Source organism: Kineosporiaceae bacterium (genome assembly GCA_016713225.1).
Classification (GTDB): domain Bacteria; phylum Actinomycetota; class Actinomycetes; order Actinomycetales; family Kineosporiaceae; genus JADJPO01.
This window is the reverse complement of sequence record JADJPO010000004.1, coordinates 71,686-88,591: the sequence shown is the minus strand read 5'-3', so window position 1 is coordinate 88,591 and position 16,906 is coordinate 71,686. Positions and strand designations below refer to the sequence as shown.

Below are 16,906 nucleotides of genomic sequence, written 5' to 3'. Positions count from 1 at the left end.
CGGCCGTCGTCACGGCGCCACCGTCAATCCGGTGTGGTGCGCGGTGAACGCCATGGTCTCGCCCGACAGCGCCACCGAGCGCGACAGGGCCCGGGCACCGTGGCCGACGTCCTTCTCGGCCCGGATCAGGATCGGCGCCTGCCGTGGATCGGCGGACGTCGCGTACTGCAGCGTCGCGCACAACTTGCGGGCGTGCAGCGGGTCGACGCGGGTGTCACCGTCGAACACCGTGAACAGCGTCGCGGGGTACGCGGTGTGCTCGCGCACCTGGTGGTAGGGCGAGTACCCGATCAGCCAGCCGAACTCCTCGGCCAGCTCGGCCGAGCCGTACTCGACGTTCCAGGTCGACCCGAGGCCGAACTTCTCGTAGCGCACCATGTCGAGCAGCGGCGCCGAACACACCACGGCCCGGAACAGCTCCGGACGGCGCGTGAGCGCGGCCCCGACCAGCAGGCCACCGTTGGACCCGCCACTGATGGCCAGGTGAGCGGGGGTGGTGACGCCGGCCGCGATCAGGTGCTCCGCCGCGGCCTCGAAGTCCTCGAAGACGTGGTGCTTGTGCGCCAGCATCCCGTCGCGGTGCCAGGCCTCGCCCTCCTCGGTGCCGCCGCGCAGGTTGGCCACTGCGTAGACGCCACCGGCCTCGACCCAGGCCAGGATGCCCGCCGAATAGCCCGGGGTGAGCGATACCCCGAAGCCGCCGTAGCCGTACAGGATCGTCGGTGCCGGCCCGGCGGGGGCGGCCGGCTCGTCGCGGCGGATCACGAACATCCGCACCGTGGTGCCGTCGGCCGACGTGAAGGGCACCAGGTCGGTGCGCACCGCCACCCTCGGCGCCACCAGCCCGGTCGAGGCCCCGGGCGGGGTGGCGAACAGGGACACCTCGCCGGTGCGGGCGTCGTAGCAGTGGATGTGCTGGGGCGTGGTGTGGTCGGTGTAGCCGAACCACACCTGTGGGCCGCCCTCGGGCCGTTCCACGAGTCCGCCGAGGGTGCCCAGGCCCGGCAGCTCCACCCGGCCGCGGGCGCCGTCCAGTTGTTCGCCGGTGGCGAGGCGGTGCACGGTCAGTTCGCCGACGGCGTGTCGGGTCCAGGAGGCCAGCAGCAGCGGCTCGGTGAGCTCGTCGCCGTCCAGGATCGCGGTGTCGGCCAGCACCCGCGCGTCGGGGCCGTCCACCCCGTCCACCCCGTCGGAGCCGCCGATCAGCAGGGTGCGCCAGGTGTGTGGCGCCGGATCGTGCGGGTCGGTGACCGCGAACCGGCCGCGGGGGGCGTCCAGGTCGGTGGCGACATACAGCCGGCCGTCGCGTCCGATGTGGACGCCGGTCTGGGCGTCCAGGCCGACGGTGATCGGCACCCACGCGGGGTCGGTGAGCGCCGGGTGACCCAGCTGCGGGTCGGCCTGGTCCGTCGCCGCCGAGATCTCGGCGATCCACAGGTCGTTGCGTGGTGCGGTGCCCGTCGAGGACGACACGGTCAGCCAGCGACCGTCGCGCGAGAGGCCGACGCCGAAATAGCTGCGCGGGTCCTGCTGTGCACCGAAGATCTCGACGTCCTGGGCCGGGTCGGTGCCCAGCCGGTGCAGGTAGACCCGGCGGTGGAACTGGCCCTCCCCCTCGGGCACCAGCTCGGGGGCCAGCCGGCGGACGTAGTAGTAGGCCCGGCCGCCCGGCAGGAACGCCACGGGTGAGTAGCGCGCGCGATCGATCGGCCCGTCGACCACAGCGCCGGTGGCCACGTCGATCACCTGCAGCACGCTCTCCTCGGTGCCGCCGACCGAGATCTGGTAGGCGAGCAGATCGCCCTCCTTGCTGGGCTGCCAGGTGTCCAACGTCGTCAGGCCTGTGGGATCGATCACCATCGGGTCGATCAGCACTCGCTCGCCGGTGTCGGGCTCGCTCACGACCAGGACGGCGTGCTCCTGGCCGGCCTCGCGGCGCATCTGGAACCGGCGCGCCCCCCGCCAGATCGGCACCCCGATCATCCCGGCACCCAGCAGCTGGGTGATCCGGGTCTCGAAGTGCTCCCGGGTCGTCCAGGTACCCAGCCGTTCGGCATAGAGCGCGTCCTGGGACGCCGACCAGGCCCTGGTGCGCTCGTCGTCGGCATCCTCGAGCCAGCGGTAGGGGTCGGCGACGCGTCGTCCGTGGATCACCTCGACGATGTCGTCGCGTGGGGCAGTGGTGTCGGGTTCGGCAGGACTGCTCATGGCGGCCAGGGTAGGCGCCCCGGATCGCCCTGCCGGGCAGGCGGGGCGAGGCGAGGGCAGCGTGGGCGTCGCGGGGCGACACGCCCGCGATGCGCCGACTGTTCGTCTCCCAGGGGTCGGCAATTCACGCCGGGAGGCCTTCACCTGAGGTCCCGGGACCCTGTCACGATGCCCGCGGGCTCGGCTCGGAGGGGCCGGGTCTGGCAGGATGCCCAAGCGTGAGTGACGCCCACGCGCCCCAGGCTGCCCCAGAGCCGGATCCCCAGGCTCGGTCCGCCGCGTCCGAGACTGTTTCGGACCGGGCGGCGGGCAAGCAATCGGCCGGTCAGAAGCCCGCTCCGGCGCGGGCCGGCGGTGCGGCCCCGGACGGCGAGAGCCCGGCTGCCGCGCCCGCCGGCGGCGACGCCGCGGCGTCCGGTCAGGCGAGCAAGGCCTCGGCCAAGGCGCCCGCGCCAGCGCCCGCCAAGGCGCCGGCCAAGACCGCGGCACCCGCGGCAGCTCCCCAGGCGGCACCTCAGGCGGCACCTCAGGCGGCACCCCAGGCGGCACCTCAGGCCGAGAAGGCGCCGGCGGCCCCACGCGCCGCTGCGGTCCGTCCGGCTCAGCAACCCACCAAGCAACCGGCGCTCCAGCCGACTCACCAGCCGGCGCAGGCCCGTCCGGCCCAGCCCGCCGCCGCCCAGCGTCCGGCGCAGGCGCCCGCCGCGGCCGCTGCCTCCGTTCCGGCCACCCCGCAGCCTGCCCCGCGTCCGGCTTCGGCGGTTCAGCCCGCGCAGGCCCCGGCGGCCCCTGCCCGGGCCCGACGGGCGGCGGTGCCGAACGAGGGTGATCAGTCGCTGTTCCCGGCTCTGGTCGAGCTCGCCCAGGCCCATGGCGTGGCCACCGAGTTCTGGGACTGGCAGGGCCGTCACACGGTCGTGCCGCGCTCGACGATCCTGTCGGTGCTGGCGGCCATGGACGTCGATGCCTCCTCGGAGGCGGCCATCTCCCGCTCGCTCGCCGAGGTCAGGGACCGGCCGTGGCGACAGGTGTTGCCCGACGTCCTCGTGGTGCGGCAGGGCTCTCGCGGCCGCGTGCTGGTGCACGTCGACCACGGCAGCCCGGTGGAGGTGTGGGTCGAGCTCGAGGACGGTGGTCTGTTCGCGCTGCCGCAGGAGGAGAACTGGGTCGATCCCCGCGAGATCGACGGCCGGTTGGTCGGTGAGGCCGAGTTCGCCGTCCCGGGTGATCTGCCGCTGGGCTGGCACCGATTGCGCGCGCGCTTCCCCGGCGGGGAGGACGACCGGCCGCTCGTGATCACGCCGCAGCGCCTCGACCTGCCGCCCGTGCTGGCGACCTCGCGGGCCTGGGGATTCATGACCCAGCTGTACTCGGTGCGATCGCAGTACTCCTGGGGCCTGGGTGACCTGGCCGACCTGGCCGAGCTGGCCGCGTGGAGTGCCCGTGACCACGGTGCCGACTTCGTGCTGGTCAACCCGATGCACGCCGCGGAGCCGATTCCCCCGATGGAGGCCTCGCCCTACCTGCCCGCCACCCGCCGCTTCGTCAACCCGATCTACCTGCGGGTGGAGGACATCCGTGAGGTGGCCTACATGCCGTCCACGGACCGGGCGCTGATCGAGTGGCAGGCCGAGGCGATGCGCGGTCTGAACGGTGACCCGGGTGAGCTCGACCGGGACGGCGTGTGGGAGGCCAAACGAGCCTCCCTCGAGACCGTCTTCGCCCAGCCTCGGTCACGCTCGAGGCAGGCCTCGTTCGAGGCGTACTGCGATCGCGAGGGCGAGGGTCTGCTCGACTTCGCCACCTGGTGCGCGCTGGCCGAGCAGTACGGGCTGCCGATGGCCGCCTGGCCGACGCATGCCCTGGACGCGCGCTCGCACGCCGTGGCGCAGTTGCGTGAGGAACTGGCCGAGCGGGTGCAGTTCCACATGTGGTTGCAGTGGTGCCTGGACGAGCAGATGGCCACCACCCAGCGCCTGGCGCGCGAGGCCGGCATGCAGATCGGCATCGTGCACGACCTGGCCGTCGGGGTCCACCCGGACGGCGCGGACGCCTGGGCACTGGCCGACGTGCTCGCGGGCGATGTGAGTGTCGGGGCGCCGCCGGACGCCTTCAACCAGCAGGGCCAGGACTGGAGTCAGCCGCCGTGGCGTCCGGACCGGTTGGCGCAGTTGGGGTATGCGCCGTATCGGGACATGCTGCGCACGGTGCTGCGCCATGCCGGTGGGCTGCGGGTCGACCACATCATCGGGTTGTTCCGGTTGTGGTGGATTCCGCGTGACACCCACGCCGGTGCGGGCACCTATGTCCGGTACGACCACGAGGCGCTGATCGGCATCCTGGCGCTGGAGGCCCAGCGCAACGGGGCGTTCGTGGTCGGCGAGGACCTGGGCACCGTCGAGCCGTGGGCGCGGGACTACCTGCGCGAGCGGGGCCTGTTGGGCACCTCGATCCTGTGGTTCGAGCGCGACCACGAGGGCCGGCCGTTGCGGCCGCAGGCGTGGCGTGAGTTGTGCCTGGCCACGGTGACCACCCACGACCTGCCCCCCACCGCGGGCTATCTGGCCGGTGAGCACATCGAGCTGCGTGACCGGCTCGGCCTGCTCACCCGGCCGGTGGCCGAGGAGATCGCTGTCGACGAGGCCGACCGCGCCGCCGTGCTGGCACAGCTGCGCGAACTCGGTCTGCTGGGTGAGGAGTCGAGCGAGCGCGAACGGGTCGAGGCGCTGCACCGGTACCTGACCTGGACGCCGGCCAAGCTGCTGGGGGTCGCCCTGGCCGATGCCGTGGGGGATCGACGCACCATCAACCAGCCGGGCACCGATGAGGAGTACCCGAACTGGCGGCTGCCCCTGGCCGATGGTGTCGGCCGGCCCGTGCTGCTGGAGGACGTCATGGCCTCCGTCCGCTCGGCATCCCTCGCCCGAACGGTCAACGGCCGCTAGCCATCACTGCCGCACGATTGTGTGTGGTCGAACTGGGGCTATGGCGTCAGTTCTGCCGCACACAATCCTTGGTGCAGCGCGTTGTCCACAGGGTGAGGGCTGGCGGCTGCGCTGGCTCGCGTGGCTGGGCAGGATGGCCTCGTGGAGTCGATGCCGCCGCGACGTCGTCGGGCTGAGCTCGTGGCTCCGCTTGCTGCTCGGCATGCTGGTGTCGTGCATCGCCGTGACCTGCGACGTGTGGGCATCGACGAGCAGGGGGTTCGTGCCGAGGTGGCTGCTGGTCGATGGGCCAAGGCGGGACGGCACACCGTGATCGCGGGTAGTGGACCGGTGCAGGGCGAGGGCCTGTTGTGGCAGGCGGTCTGGGAGAGCGGATCAGGCGCGGTGCTGGACGGTGCGGCGGCGCTGCTGGCCGTCGGTCTGAAGGGGTTCGACCCCGACGTGATCGATGTGTCGGTGCCTGCCGGTACTCAGCCGCGGCGGCTGGTAGGCGTGCGGGTGCGTCGCCGTCGGCGGATGCCTCCGGTGGTCAGTGGTGGTGGCCTACCTCGCGTGCGACGCGAGTGGGCCACGCTGCATGCTGCGCAGTGGGCTCGGACCGACCGCGCCGCAGCGCTGCTGGTGTGTCTGCCGGTGCAGCAACGGTTGGTCGAGCCCGGCCGGCTGCTCGCGGCGTGGGAGGCGACGATCTACAGTCCGCGCCGTGCTCTGCCCGACCAGGTGGTGCGTGATGTCTGCGATGGCGCGCAGTCGTTGGGTGAGCTCGACTTCGCCCGGCGCTGCCGTGAGCGTGGTCTGCCGGAGCCGGATCGTCAGGTGGTGCGTCGTGGGCCGGGTGGCCGGGTCTACCTCGACGTCGAGTTCACCGACGTGGGCCTGGTGGTGGAGATCGACGGCGGGCATCACGCGCAGGCGTTGAACCCGGTCGATGACGCCTTACGCCAGAACGAGGTGACCCTGGACCGGCGCATGGTGCTCCGCATCCCCGTCCTCGGCCTGCGACTGGCCCCGGATGCCTTCATGGACCAGGTGGTCAGAGCCCATCACCTGGCCCGCACCCGAGCCGCCTGACACCCTCGCCATGGATTGTGTGTGGTCGAACTGGGGCTATGAACCCAGTTCGACCACACACAATCGAGGGTCAGTCTGTGTCTCGGGACTGCACCTTCAGAGCCCGCTGGACGCCGTCGCGGCCCTCGGCGATCAGGCGGCGCATCGAGGGCTCGGCGGTGGTGGTCTCGTCGAGCCAGCGTTGGGTGCGAACCAGTAACGCCTCACTGGCCAGCTGCGCCGGGAACAGGCCCTCGACGATCTGGGTCGCGATCTCGCTGGTTCGCTCGCGCCAGATCCGTTCCAGCGCAGCGAAATACGGCTCGACGAACGGCTCCAGCAACTGCTCGTCGTGTACCCGCAGGAAGCCGGCGATGGTGGCCCCCTGGATGGCGTTGGGCAGCTCGTCGGACTCCACTACGCTCGCCCAGGCCGCCTGCTTGGCCTGTGCGGTCGGGGCCGAGGCCGTGGCCATCGCCGCGCGCACCCGGCCGGTCGCGGTGTCGTCCCGGTCGAGTTCGGCCTGGATCTCGTGGTCGCCGAATCGGCCGGCCGTGGTCAGGGAGGTCAGCAGGGTCCAGCGCATGTCGGTGTCGACGCTCAGACCGTCGAGCGCTCGCCGGCCGTCGAGGATGCCGTCGATGACGTCCAGGTGGTCCTCACGGCGGGCCAGCCGGGCGAACGAGCGGGCCAGCAGCAACTGGGTGTCGCTGCCGGGCTTCGCCTGGCGCAACAGGTCGAGCAGGCGATGTGTGGCGTCGTCCCGGCGGTCGGTGCGGCCGGCGGGGGCCAGATAGAAGGCGAGGGTGGAGGAGAGCTGGTTCAGCAACACCGACTGCACGCTGGCGTCGGGCACCGCCAGCAGGTTGCCCAGCACCAGGTCGATGAACCGCCCCGGCGCCAGCTCGCCGTCCCGGGTCATGTCCCAGGCCGCGCCCCAGATCAGGGTCGAGGCGAGTGAGTCCGAGAACTCGCCGAGGTGACCGATGGCGGTGGCCATCGAGGCGTCGTCCAGCCGGATCTTGGCGTAGGCGAGGTCGTGGTCGTTCAGCAGCAGCAGGTCCGGGCGAGGCCGCCCCACCAACTCGGGAACCTCGGTCCGGGCGCCGTCCACGGTCTGCTCGACATGCCAGACCCGTTGCACGGCACCGTCGATGACGTCGTACCCGCCGATGCCCAGCCGGTGCGGGCGCAGCGTCGGGTGGGACTGCGGGGCCTCCTGCAGCACCGCGGCGGCGGTGATGACGCCGTCGTCGTCCACCGTCACCGCCGGACGCAACGTGGTCACCCCGGCCCGCTCCAGCCAGGCCGTCGACCAGGCCGACAGATCGCGGCCACTGGCGGTCTCGAGCTCGGCCAGCAGATCGGCCAGAGTCGTGTTGCCCCAGGCGTTCTTGGCGAAGTAGGCGCGTAAGCCGGCGTCGAAGGCATCCTGGCCGACCCAGTGCACCAGCTGTTTGAGCACCGAGGCACCCTTGGCGTAGGTGATGCCGTCGAAGTTCTGCTCGACGTCGGCCAGGTCACGGATCTCGGCCACGATCGGGTGGGTCGAGCTGAGCTGGTCCTGTCGGTAGGCCCACGACTTCTCACTCGACAGGAACGTGGTCCACGCCGTGCGCCAGCGGGTGGCCTCGGACTGGCACCGGGTGCTGGCGTACTCGGCGAACGACTCGTTGAGCCACAGGTCGTCCCACCAGCGCATGGTCACCAGGTCGCCGAACCACATGTGCGCCAACTCGTGCAGGATCGTCAGCGCCCGGCGCTCGACGGTGGCCTGCGCAGGCTTGGACCGGAAGATGTAGTCCTCGAGGATGGTCACGCAGCCGGCGTTCTCCATCGCTCCGGCGTTGAACTCGGGCACGAACACCTGGTCGTACTTGGCGAACGGGTAGTCGCAGTCGTACAGCGCCTCGAAGTGGGCGAACCCGATACCGGTGATGTCCATGACCTCGTCGGCGTCCAGGTGCTCGGCGAGCGTGGCCCGGCACAGCACCCCGAGCTCGAGGTCGCGGCCGGTGCGCAGCCGGATCGTCGAGGACTGCCGGTGGTACGGACCGGCGACGATCGCGGTCACGTAGGTCGACAGCCGTGGGGTGGGCTCGAACCGCCACACCGCGGTGCCGTCGGGTGAGCCGGACGGCGCGGGCTCGGGCTGCGGGCTGGGCGAGACCGAGAGCACCCGCCAGTGGGACGGCGCGAGCACCGTCCACGCGAAGGTCGCCTTCAGATCGGGCTGGTCGAAGCAGGTGAACACCCGCCGGGCGTCGGCCACCTCGAACTGGCTGTAGAGGTAGACCTCCTTGTCGACCGGGTCGACGAAGCGGTGCAGACCCTCACCGGTGTTCATGTAGGCGGCATCCGCCACCACCGTCAGTTCGTTGTCCTCGGCCAGCCCCGGCAGGGCGATGCGCGCCTCACTGACGACCGCCGCCACGTCCAGCGATCGTCCATTGAGGGTGACCTCGTGCACCGTGGGGGCGATCAGGTCGATGAAGGTGTCCGCCCCGGGCCGGGCGCAGCGGAACCGCACCGTGGTCCGCGAGGTGAAGGTGCGCTCGCTGCTGGTCAGATCGAGCTCGATGGCGTAGCTGTCGACCGTGAGCAGTGCGGCGCGGGCCGCTGCTTCGTCGCGGGTGAGGTTGGCGTCCGGCATCAGGCGATCCTGCCACGGCCGGTGGGACGACTTCCCGGCGAGGTCGACGTGTCGTGACGGTGTGTCGCCGAACGATGTCGTACCGAGGTGACACGCGGGATGGTCTTCGAGGCCGGAATGGACCCGTCGGCGGCGTGGTTATCCTGCCGAGGTGGCCCAGCCGGCCCCATTCGACCCGCTCGAGGAGATCCTGGCCCCATGAGTGACCGCGACGTCGCCGACTTCTGGTTCGACCCGATCTGCCCCTGGGCCTGGATGACCTCACGCTGGATGCTCGAGGTGACCCAGGTTCGTCCGGTCGACGTGCGCTGGCACTTCATGAGCCTGTCGGTGTTGAACGAGGGCCGTGACCTGTCCGAGAAGTACCAGGCTTTGATGGTGACCGGCTGGCAGCCGGTCAGGGTGGTGGCGGCCGCAGCCGCCGAACACGGCCAGGACGTCGTGCTGCCGCTCTACACGGCCCTGGGCAACCGGTTCCACCCGGGCGGGCGCGGGGACGCCGCGACCTACCCGGAGGTGTTCGCCGAGGCACTCGCCGAGGTGGGCCTGAAGCCCGAACTGGCCGAGGCGGCCCACAGCTCCGAGTTCGACCAGATGCTGCGCGACAGCACGGCCGAGGCGCTGGCCCTGGTCGGCGACGAGGTGGGCACGCCGGTGGTCGCCGTCAACGGCGTGGCCTTCTTCGGTCCGGTGGTCACCCCGGCGCCCAAGGGCGAGCTGGCGGCGCGGCTGTGGGACGGTTCGGTGGCCGTGGCCTCGGTGCCCGGGTTCTACGAGCTCAAGCGCAGTCGCACCCAGGGTCCGATCTTCGACTGATGACCCTCACTTCACCGGAGCTCTACCTGGTGCGCCACGGTGAGACCGCGTGGTCGCGGATTCGCCGGCTCACCTCTGTCACCGACCTCGACCTCACCGACGTCGGGGTGGCTCAGGCATCATCGCTGTGCGGCCACCTCGACCCGGCCGCCTTCGGATTGGTGTTGTCGAGCCCGAGACGGCGGGCGCAGCGGACGGCGCAGCTCGCCGGGTTCGACCCGGCCCGTGTCGTGGTGGACGACGACCTGGCCGAGTGGTCCTACGGCGACTACGAGGGCCTGACCCGCGATCAGGTCCAGCAGGACGTGCCCGGCTGGGAGGTCTGGACCGGTGTCGTCCCGGGTGGTGAGACCGCCGATCTGGTCCGGGCCCGGGTGGGCCGGGTGATCGAGCGCGCCGAGGCATCCGGGGTCGATCGGGTGCTCTGCTTTGCGCACGCTCACGTGTTGCGGGCGCTCACCCTGGTCTGGCTCGACCTGGACTTCGGGCACGGCGAGGCGTTCCCGCTGGACACGGCCACCATCAGCGTCCTCGGCGACTCCCATGGGCGACGTGCCCTGCTGCGCTGGAACGCGCCTCCACCACCCACCCCCACCCCGCTCGACCATGATCACCGTTAGATCGCAGTCTGCACCGGCTCAGCGGGTGCACACTGCGATCCAACGGTGATCATGGCCAGGCGTCGCCGACGGCCAGAACCGACCTCGCGCCGGCGGCCACCGCGTCGGTGACCCACGGGGGTATCGGCTGGGAGCTGCCGATGAACGGCCTCACCAGGCCGTAGGGCAGCCATTGCACCGCGGTGCGCGTCAGGTGTCGCAGGTCGGGGGTCAGCCGCCCGTACCGCGCTGTCGCGGTCTCGTCGATCAGCCGCAGCAGGTGGTCGTTGAGCGAGGCGACCTCGGGGCGCAGCTCGGCGGGGCAGTCGATGAGCAGTCGGTCCTGCCGGTAGAGCGTGAGTGCTCGGGCCTCGTCGGGGGCGCCGCGGCAGTAGTCCGGCACCGCGCAGGCGGCGGCGACCAGGGCGTCGTCCGGGCCGGGCGCCTCGTGCAGGGCGGCGAAGGCCACCTGCTGAAACCGCTGCACACTGCGTACCCAGAGCCTGATCAGCAGCACGTCGCGCGAGGCGAAGCGGTAGTAGATCGACCCGGTCCGCCCGCCCATCGCGGCGGCCACCTCGGCCACGGTCGTTGCTCGACCGGTTCGGGCGACGGCGGCCAGGGCGGCGTCCAGGACGGCATCGTCGTCGTACCTGGCAGGCCGTCCCACACCCGCATGGTGTCATGCCGAGTTCATCGGGCAGGGCACGGGCAGGGGGACTGGTGGACAACGAGCTCGCGCTGGAATAGTTTTTGGTTATGAATTCAAAAACTGATGAGCCACGACCCCCGGCAGCGGCGTTCTCCTCCGTGGCGCTGGACCGTTGCCCCGACCCGGACTACGTCGATCTCTACGCGATGACCTTGCCGGACAGCGCACCGGACGACCCGGCCTGGTGGGCACGTCGGGCGTTCACTGCGGCCGGGCTGCCGGTCTGGGCCCGGGTGGCGCTCGGCCTGCGTCAGGTGTTGGTGCCACTCATCGGTGTGAGGCCATCGCCTCGCGACACCATGGCGGTCGACGAGGTGGTCGGCAACGAGGCCTTGATCACGGCCTCCGAGCGGCACCTGGACTTCTGGTGCGCCATCGGAATCGATCCCGCCGCCCGATTGGTCCGTGTCACCACCGTGGTGCGGCTCCACGGCTGGCGTGGGCGGGCCTACTGGTCGGTGGTGCGCCTGGCCCATCCGATCGTCACCACCGCGATCATGCGCCGACTGCTCGAGCGAGCCGGCTCCACCCCTCGACCATGATCACTGTTGGATCGCAGTGTGCACCCCTCGAGCCGGAGCAAACTGCGATCCAACGGTGATCATGGCTGGTGGGGGGTGCCCGGCTAGAGCTGCATCCCGGTGAGGCGGCCCTCGTAGATCGCGTGCACCGCCAGCCGGGCGGCCCGCGAGTCGCCGATCACGTGAACCCGTCCGCTGAAGGGCGTCTCGGCCAGCTCGTCGGCCACCGAGGTGTCGGGGGTGTTCGTGGTCGCCACCACCAACGTGTCGGCCGCGACCACCTGCTCGGCGCTGTGGTGCGGGTCGGCCAGCAGACTGCGCACGTGGGCGCCCGCGTCGTCCCAGGCGGTGATGACGGCCTCGGTCTGCCAGGTCACCCCCAGCCGGGTCAGGCGGGATCGCAGCTCGCCGTCGCCGGCCGTCCGCTGGATCCAGTAACCCACCATCGGCCATCCGGTCACCAGGTGCACCTGGTGCCCCTGTTCGGCCAGGTGCCAGGCGGTTCCGGTGCCGCGCCAATCGCCCAGATCGTCCAGGACGACGACCCGCTCGCCGATTCGGGCGGTACGGGTGAGCACGTCCTCGATCGAGACCACGTCTCGGCGTCGGACGCCGGGCAGCACGAGTTGGGCGGGCAGCGGTCGCTGGAATCCGTCCTCGCTCGGGCGGGACCCGGTCGCCACCACGATGTCCTGCGCGCCCAGCGAGTCGGCCAACGCCGCGGCCTCGGCGCCGTCCAGCGGGGTGTTGCGCTGCACCTGTACCCCGAGGCGGGCCAGCTCGATGCGATACCACTCGATCAGGTCGGTGATCTGAGCCCGGCGCGGTTGCAGCCCCGCCAGCCGGAACGCCCCACCCAGTTGTGGCCCTGCCTCGGCCACCGTCACCCGGTGCCCGCGCTCGGCAGCCACCCGTGCCGCCTCGAGTCCAGCCGGCCCGCCGCCGACCACCAGCACCGGCCGCGGCTGCGGTGCCGGATCGAAACGGTCACCGCCCCACTCGAATTCGCGCCCGGCCGACGGATTGACCAGGCACGAGATCCAGTAGTCGCGCGACCGCCGCCCCCAGCACATCTGGTTGCACGAGATGCACCCGCGCACCTGATCGGCCCGCCCCGACAACGCCTTGACCGCCAGGTGCGGATCGGCGATCTGGCCCCGCACGATGCTCACCAGGTCGGCTGCGCCCGACGAGATGAGTGCCTCGGCGTTGTCCGGGGTGCGAATGTGACACTCCGACTGCACCTTCGCGAACCGGACGACGCCCGAGAGTGCCTGGGCCGCATCCGCTCCCAGCGTCTCGCCGAACAGGAACGTCGGCATCAGCGGACCGAAGTCGAAGTAGCTGCCGACGCCGCAAGTGATGTAGTCGATCAGCTCGCGCTCGTCGTGCCAGGCAGCGATCTCGCACAGGCTCTCGACCTGCATCGCCACCTCGACCCGCGGGCTCACCGCGCTGGCCAGCCCGATGATGAAGTCGTCACCGACCGCGGCGCGAATCCGGGTGAGCAGTTCGTGCGAGAACCGCATCCGGTTCTCGAACGAGCCGCCCCAGCGGTCGTCGCGCCGGTTCGACCACGGACTCCAGAACTGGTCGACCACGGCGTTGTAGGCCGCGAAGATCTCCACGCCGTCGAACCCGCACGCCTGCGCCCGCACCGCGGCATCGACGAATCCCTCGAGCAGTTCGGTGATCTCGCGCTCGGTCATGGCGTGCGCGCCGTCCGCGTCGTGGTAACTCGGCAGCGCCGACGGCGCCCACGATTCGCGGAAGGAGTTGTCGAAGTCACCGTGCTGACCCACGTGGTAGAGCTGCTGGATGATCGTCGTCCCCTCGGCGTGCACCGCCTCGGTGATCCGCCGGAAGCCGGCGACGACCGCGTCGTCCCCGACCCGGAAGTTGCCCCGGGTCAGCACTCCGGTGGCGTGCACCGGCACCGGCTCGACCACGATCATGCCCGCCCCGCCCCGAGCCCGTTCGAGGTAGTAGCCGAGATGGCGCTCGCCCGGCAGCCCGGCCTCGCTCATGTTGGCGGTGTGGGCTCCGAACGTGATCCGGTTGCGGAGCGTACGGTGGCGCAGCTGCAGCGGCTGTGCGAGGTGCGGGAACGGTGGGCGGTCGGGTGTCATGGCTGCGCCTCCTCAGGGGCAGGAGCCGGGGCAGGGGCAGGGGCCTGGGACTGGTCGGTGAAACGGCGAACCAGGTGCCGGGCCACCATCAGGTCGAGATGGCCACCCCCGCCGTTCTCGAACAGGGTGATCTGATCGGGCCGGGTACGCCCGGTGATCTCGCCCTGCACCAGCTGGTAGAGATCACCGAGCACGTCGTCCGGCTCGATGACGCCGGCGGCCAACGGGATCACCAGATCGCCGCTGCCGGCGATGGTCGAGGGCCGCGAGTCGACCACGATCCGCGCCCGGCGCACCACCTCGTCGTCCACCTCGCGGTGGTACGGCAGGAACGCCCCGACGCAGTCGAGGTGTGTCCCCGGCTGCAGGAATCGTCCGTGGATCAACGGGTCTCGGCTCGAGGTCGCGGTACAGATGATGTCCGCCCGGCCCACGGCGCCGTCCAGGTCCTCGACCACCTCGTCGGCCAGGCCGGCCTCGACCAGGGCCAGCGCCCGGCCGGGGGAGCGGTTCCAGACCAGCACGTGCTCGATCGACCCCCGGACGGCGCGGTGTGCCGCGATCAGGTGAGGGGCCAGGGCGCCGGCGCCCACCATGAGCAGCGTCGCGGCGTCCGGGCGCGAGCAGAGACGTGACCCCAGGGCGCTGTCGGCGGCGGTCTTGCGATAGGTCAACTCGGTGCCGTCGATCAGGGCCGACGGCGAGCCGGTGATGCCGTCGAAGAGCACCAGCACCGCCTGCACCGCCGGGATCCCTCGGGCATCGGGGTTGTCCGGCACGACGGTCACCAGCTTGGCCGCGATGGCCTCGCCCGGCTGCCACGCGGGCAACGCCATGAACGTCTGCGAGGTCCCCGCCGGCCCGAAGACCAGCCGCTCGACCAGCGGCGGCGACTCGCGATGGCCCTGTTCGAGCGCCTCGACCAGGTCGAGGTACGCACCGCATCGCGCGACGTCGGCGGCGTCCATCACGGTGAGGGCATGCAACGAAGCGGTCACCTGAGACACTCTGAGCCATGCGTGTCCACCTGGGATCCGATCACGCCGGATTCGACCTCAAAGAGCACCTCGTCGCCCACCTGACCGAAGCCGGCCACGAGGTCGTCGACCACGGTCCGCACCACTTCGACCCGCTCGACGACTACCCGCCGTTCTGCCTGCGGGTAGCCCGCGCCGTCGTCGACGAGACGGGCAGCCTCGGGGTGGTGATCGGCGGGTCCGGCAATGGCGAACAGATCGCCGCCAACAAGGTCACCGGGGTGCGGTGCGCCCTCGCCTGGAGCGTGCAGACTGCCCAGCTGGGACGGCTGCACAACGACGCGAACGTGGTGTCGGTGGGTGCGCGGATGCACACCCTCGACGAGTCGACGGCCTTCGTGGACGCCTTCCTCGCCGAGGCGTTCTCGGGTGATGAGCGCCACCAGCGGCGCATCGACATGCTCGGCGATTACGAGCGCACCGGTGATCTGCCGCCCTTGCCCGTCGGCTGAGGAATTGTCCGATCCGACGGGGGTCGGGCACCTGGCTGGCTAGGGTCGTGGCGTGGGGTCCACTGCGCCGGGTCGGGGTCGCATCACGCGACTCCTGCGTCGCAGCGCCCGTGGTCGCCGGGTGGTCAGCTCCCAGCCCGTGCTGTTGGGCCTGCTGTGTCTGCTCATCCTGCTCTACACCGTCGCTGCGGTGCACTGGCCGGACTGGTTTCCCTCGGCTGTGGTGTTCGTGTGGCTGATGCTGGGGGGTTTCTTCCTGCGGGTGCGGTACCTGCTGGTCTATTTCGTCACGCTGATCGGCGCGACGGCCGTCTCGCAGGCCCTGCGCGATGCGCCGAGAGCGCAGCCCGGGGTCTTTCTGAGCATGATCTTCGCGGCGGCGCTGGTCTACGCCTACACCCGTGGCCGGGAACGGGCCGGCGTCCAGGGCACGGTGGGCGACTCGATGCTGATCGACCTGCGAGAGCGCCTGCTGGCGCAGGCGAAGGTGCCGCCGCTGGCCCCGGGCTGGCAGGTCGACACGGTGCTGCGCTCGGCGTTCGGTGACCGGTTCTCGGGTGACTTCATGGTGGCGGCGACCTCGCCCGACGAACGGCGGCTCGAGATCGTGCTGGTCGACGTCTCGGGTAAGGGCCAGGCCGCAGGAACCCGGTCGTTGCTGCTCAGCGGTGCTTTCGGTGGGCTCCTGGGTGCGCTGCCGTCGAGTGAGTTCCTGGTGGAGGCCAACCGCTATCTGCTGCGCCAGGACTGGTCCGAGGGCTTCGCCACGGCGGTGCACGTCGCTGTCGACCAGGTCACCGGCAACTATGAACTGCGCAGCGCCGGCCACCCGCCGGGGGCGCATTACCACGGCGGCGACGGGCGCTGGCAGGTGGTCGAGGGAGGCCGGGGCCCGTTGCTCGGGGTGGTGTCGCTGCCCGACTTCCCGGCCCATCGGGGCACGCTGCAGGCGGGCGATGCGCTGATGCTCTACACCGACGGCATGGTCGAGCGCCGCGACAACGACATCGTGCTGGGGATCGACCGCCTGGTCGGCGCCGCCGAGCGCGTGATCGCCCACGGACTGGCCGGGTCGGCCGACCGGATCGTCGCCGGCGTGCGGGCCGCCCAGGACGACGACCGCGCGCTGGTCCTGATCACCCGCACGTGATCATCGGCACCTGGTCATCGGGACATGATCGTCAGCGGCTGATGACCCCGTCGGGGAACGTCTCCTCGATGCAGCAGATCGGGGTGCCGTCCACGATGAGCCGGTAGCAGCGAGCCACCCCGGCGTCGCCGGCCAATGCGCGGTCGCCGGCTCGCAGGCCGCGCAACGGCGTCCGGCCGAACCAGAGCAGTTCGCGCCGGGTCTCGAGGCGTAGCGTCGCCAGTGCCCCACCCAGGCCGAGTGGCTCTGCGGCCAGCACGTCCAGGAACGTCGGCGGCAACCTGTCGAGCAGTAGCACCGAGTCACCGTGCACGATGAGTCGCCCGGTGGTGCCCGAGCGCAGTGCCGTGCGCCGGCTCAGGGCGCGATCGCCGGGGTGGGCCTGCAGCCACCGGGCGGTCACGGCGTCCAGCACCATCTGCTCGTGCCCCTCGACGTCGGCCACGATCGGGCCGAGCTGATGTGCCTCGAGGGCCTGCGCCAGGGTGCCCTCGCTGATCAGCAACAGGCGAAGATCGGGTGGCAACGACTCGAACGGCACATCGGCCAGCCGCGGTGGACGTTCGCCCTGCGCCAGCCAGTGCGGTCCCCAGCGGGATGTCGAGGCGGGCATGTCAGCGGTCACGGTGACCCA

At 71.2% G+C, this 16,906-nt stretch carries 13 protein-coding genes; 7 read left to right on the top strand and 6 right to left on the bottom strand.

The genetic code is table 11. The features are described from left to right. Positions 1-9: 9 nt before the first annotated feature. On the bottom strand, positions 10-2,208 hold the full coding sequence (locus IPK24_16985; GenBank protein ID MBK8077211.1) for a S9 family peptidase: 2,199 nt from the start codon (positions 2,206-2,208) through the stop codon (positions 10-12). An 875-nt stretch (positions 2,209-3,083) separates the two neighbouring features. On the opposite strand from IPK24_16985, the gene malQ reads away from it, so the two are divergent. Together malQ and IPK24_16975 are read left to right on the top strand one after the other, a co-directional pair. Then, complete coding sequence (gene malQ / locus IPK24_16980; GenBank protein MBK8077210.1) at positions 3,084-5,153, top strand: 4-alpha-glucanotransferase; 2,070 nt, start codon at positions 3,084-3,086, stop codon at positions 5,151-5,153. Positions 5,154-5,303: 150 nt separating this feature from the next. Continuing rightward, on the top strand, positions 5,304-6,224 hold the full coding sequence (locus IPK24_16975) for a hypothetical protein (protein ID MBK8077209.1): 921 nt from the start codon (positions 5,304-5,306) through the stop codon (positions 6,222-6,224). A 70-nt stretch (positions 6,225-6,294) separates the two neighbouring features. Here IPK24_16975 and pepN read toward each other — a convergent pair whose 3' ends face one another. After that, the gene (pepN, locus tag IPK24_16970; protein ID MBK8077208.1) at positions 6,295-8,856 is read right to left on the bottom strand and encodes an aminopeptidase N; all 2,562 of its coding nucleotides are present in this window, start codon (positions 8,854-8,856) and stop codon (positions 6,295-6,297) included. Between the two features lie 198 nt (positions 8,857-9,054). Between pepN and IPK24_16965 the strand changes: the two genes are divergently transcribed. Together IPK24_16965 and IPK24_16960 are read left to right on the top strand one after the other, a co-directional pair. Then, entirely contained in the window at positions 9,055-9,672 is a 618-nt protein-coding gene (locus IPK24_16965; GenBank protein ID MBK8077207.1) for a DsbA family protein, read from the top strand. Then, a complete protein-coding gene (locus tag IPK24_16960) occupies positions 9,672-10,292 on the top strand; it encodes a histidine phosphatase family protein (protein MBK8077206.1) in 621 nt (206 codons plus the stop codon). The genes IPK24_16965 and IPK24_16960 overlap by 1 nt, the downstream gene beginning before the upstream one ends. A gap of 49 nt (positions 10,293-10,341) precedes the next feature. Here IPK24_16960 and IPK24_16955 read toward each other — a convergent pair whose 3' ends face one another. Further along, positions 10,342-10,941: a TetR family transcriptional regulator gene (locus tag IPK24_16955; protein MBK8077205.1), complete on the bottom strand. Its 600-nt coding sequence runs from the start codon at positions 10,939-10,941 to the stop codon at positions 10,342-10,344. Between the two features lie 89 nt (positions 10,942-11,030). On the opposite strand from IPK24_16955, the gene IPK24_16950 reads away from it, so the two are divergent. Continuing rightward, positions 11,031-11,525 (top strand): DUF2867 domain-containing protein, encoded by a 495-nt coding sequence (locus IPK24_16950; GenBank protein MBK8077204.1) that lies wholly within the window; start codon positions 11,031-11,033, stop codon positions 11,523-11,525. Between the two features lie 83 nt (positions 11,526-11,608). Here the strand turns inward: IPK24_16950 and IPK24_16945 are convergent, their stop codons facing one another. Beyond that, entirely contained in the window at positions 11,609-13,633 is a 2,025-nt protein-coding gene (locus IPK24_16945) for an FAD-dependent oxidoreductase (GenBank protein MBK8077203.1), read from the bottom strand. Beyond that, complete coding sequence (locus IPK24_16940; GenBank protein MBK8077202.1) at positions 13,630-14,631, bottom strand: hypothetical protein; 1,002 nt, start codon at positions 14,629-14,631, stop codon at positions 13,630-13,632. Before IPK24_16940 ends, IPK24_16945 begins: the two co-directional genes overlap by 4 nt. A 17-nt stretch (positions 14,632-14,648) precedes the next feature. Between IPK24_16940 and IPK24_16935 the strand changes: the two genes are divergently transcribed. Both IPK24_16935 and IPK24_16930 read left to right on the top strand, forming a co-directional pair. Beyond that, positions 14,649-15,122, top strand: coding sequence for a ribose-5-phosphate isomerase (locus tag IPK24_16935; protein ID MBK8077201.1), 474 nt, complete (start codon positions 14,649-14,651; stop codon positions 15,120-15,122). A 52-nt stretch (positions 15,123-15,174) separates the two neighbouring features. Further along, positions 15,175-16,272: a serine/threonine-protein phosphatase gene (locus IPK24_16930; protein ID MBK8077200.1), complete on the top strand. Its 1,098-nt coding sequence runs from the start codon at positions 15,175-15,177 to the stop codon at positions 16,270-16,272. Between the two features lie 31 nt (positions 16,273-16,303). Here IPK24_16930 and IPK24_16925 read toward each other — a convergent pair whose 3' ends face one another. Next, positions 16,304-16,897, bottom strand: coding sequence for a hypothetical protein (locus IPK24_16925; GenBank protein ID MBK8077199.1), 594 nt, complete (start codon positions 16,895-16,897; stop codon positions 16,304-16,306). Between the last annotated feature and the right edge of the window lie 9 nt (positions 16,898-16,906).

Bases quoted from the DNA above. Each gene is read 5' to 3' on its own strand.
- IPK24_16975 (MBK8077209.1), top strand. From the start codon at position 5,304: ATGCCGCCGCGACGTCGTCGGGCTGAGCTCGTGGCTCCGCTTGCTGCT.
- IPK24_16965 (MBK8077207.1), top strand. From the start codon at position 9,055: ATGAGTGACCGCGACGTCGCCGACTTCTGGTTCGACCCGATCTGCCCC.
- IPK24_16950 (MBK8077204.1), top strand. From the start codon at position 11,031: ATGAATTCAAAAACTGATGAGCCACGACCCCCGGCAGCGGCGTTCTCC.
- pepN (MBK8077208.1), bottom strand. From the start codon at position 8,856: ATGCCGGACGCCAACCTCACCCGCGACGAAGCAGCGGCCCGCGCCGCA.
- IPK24_16935 (MBK8077201.1), top strand. From the start codon at position 14,649: ATGCGTGTCCACCTGGGATCCGATCACGCCGGATTCGACCTCAAAGAG.
- IPK24_16985 (MBK8077211.1), bottom strand. From the start codon at position 2,208: ATGAGCAGTCCTGCCGAACCCGACACCACTGCCCCACGCGACGACATC.
- IPK24_16945 (MBK8077203.1), bottom strand. From the start codon at position 13,633: ATGACACCCGACCGCCCACCGTTCCCGCACCTCGCACAGCCGCTGCAG.
- IPK24_16960 (MBK8077206.1), top strand. From the start codon at position 9,672: ATGACCCTCACTTCACCGGAGCTCTACCTGGTGCGCCACGGTGAGACC.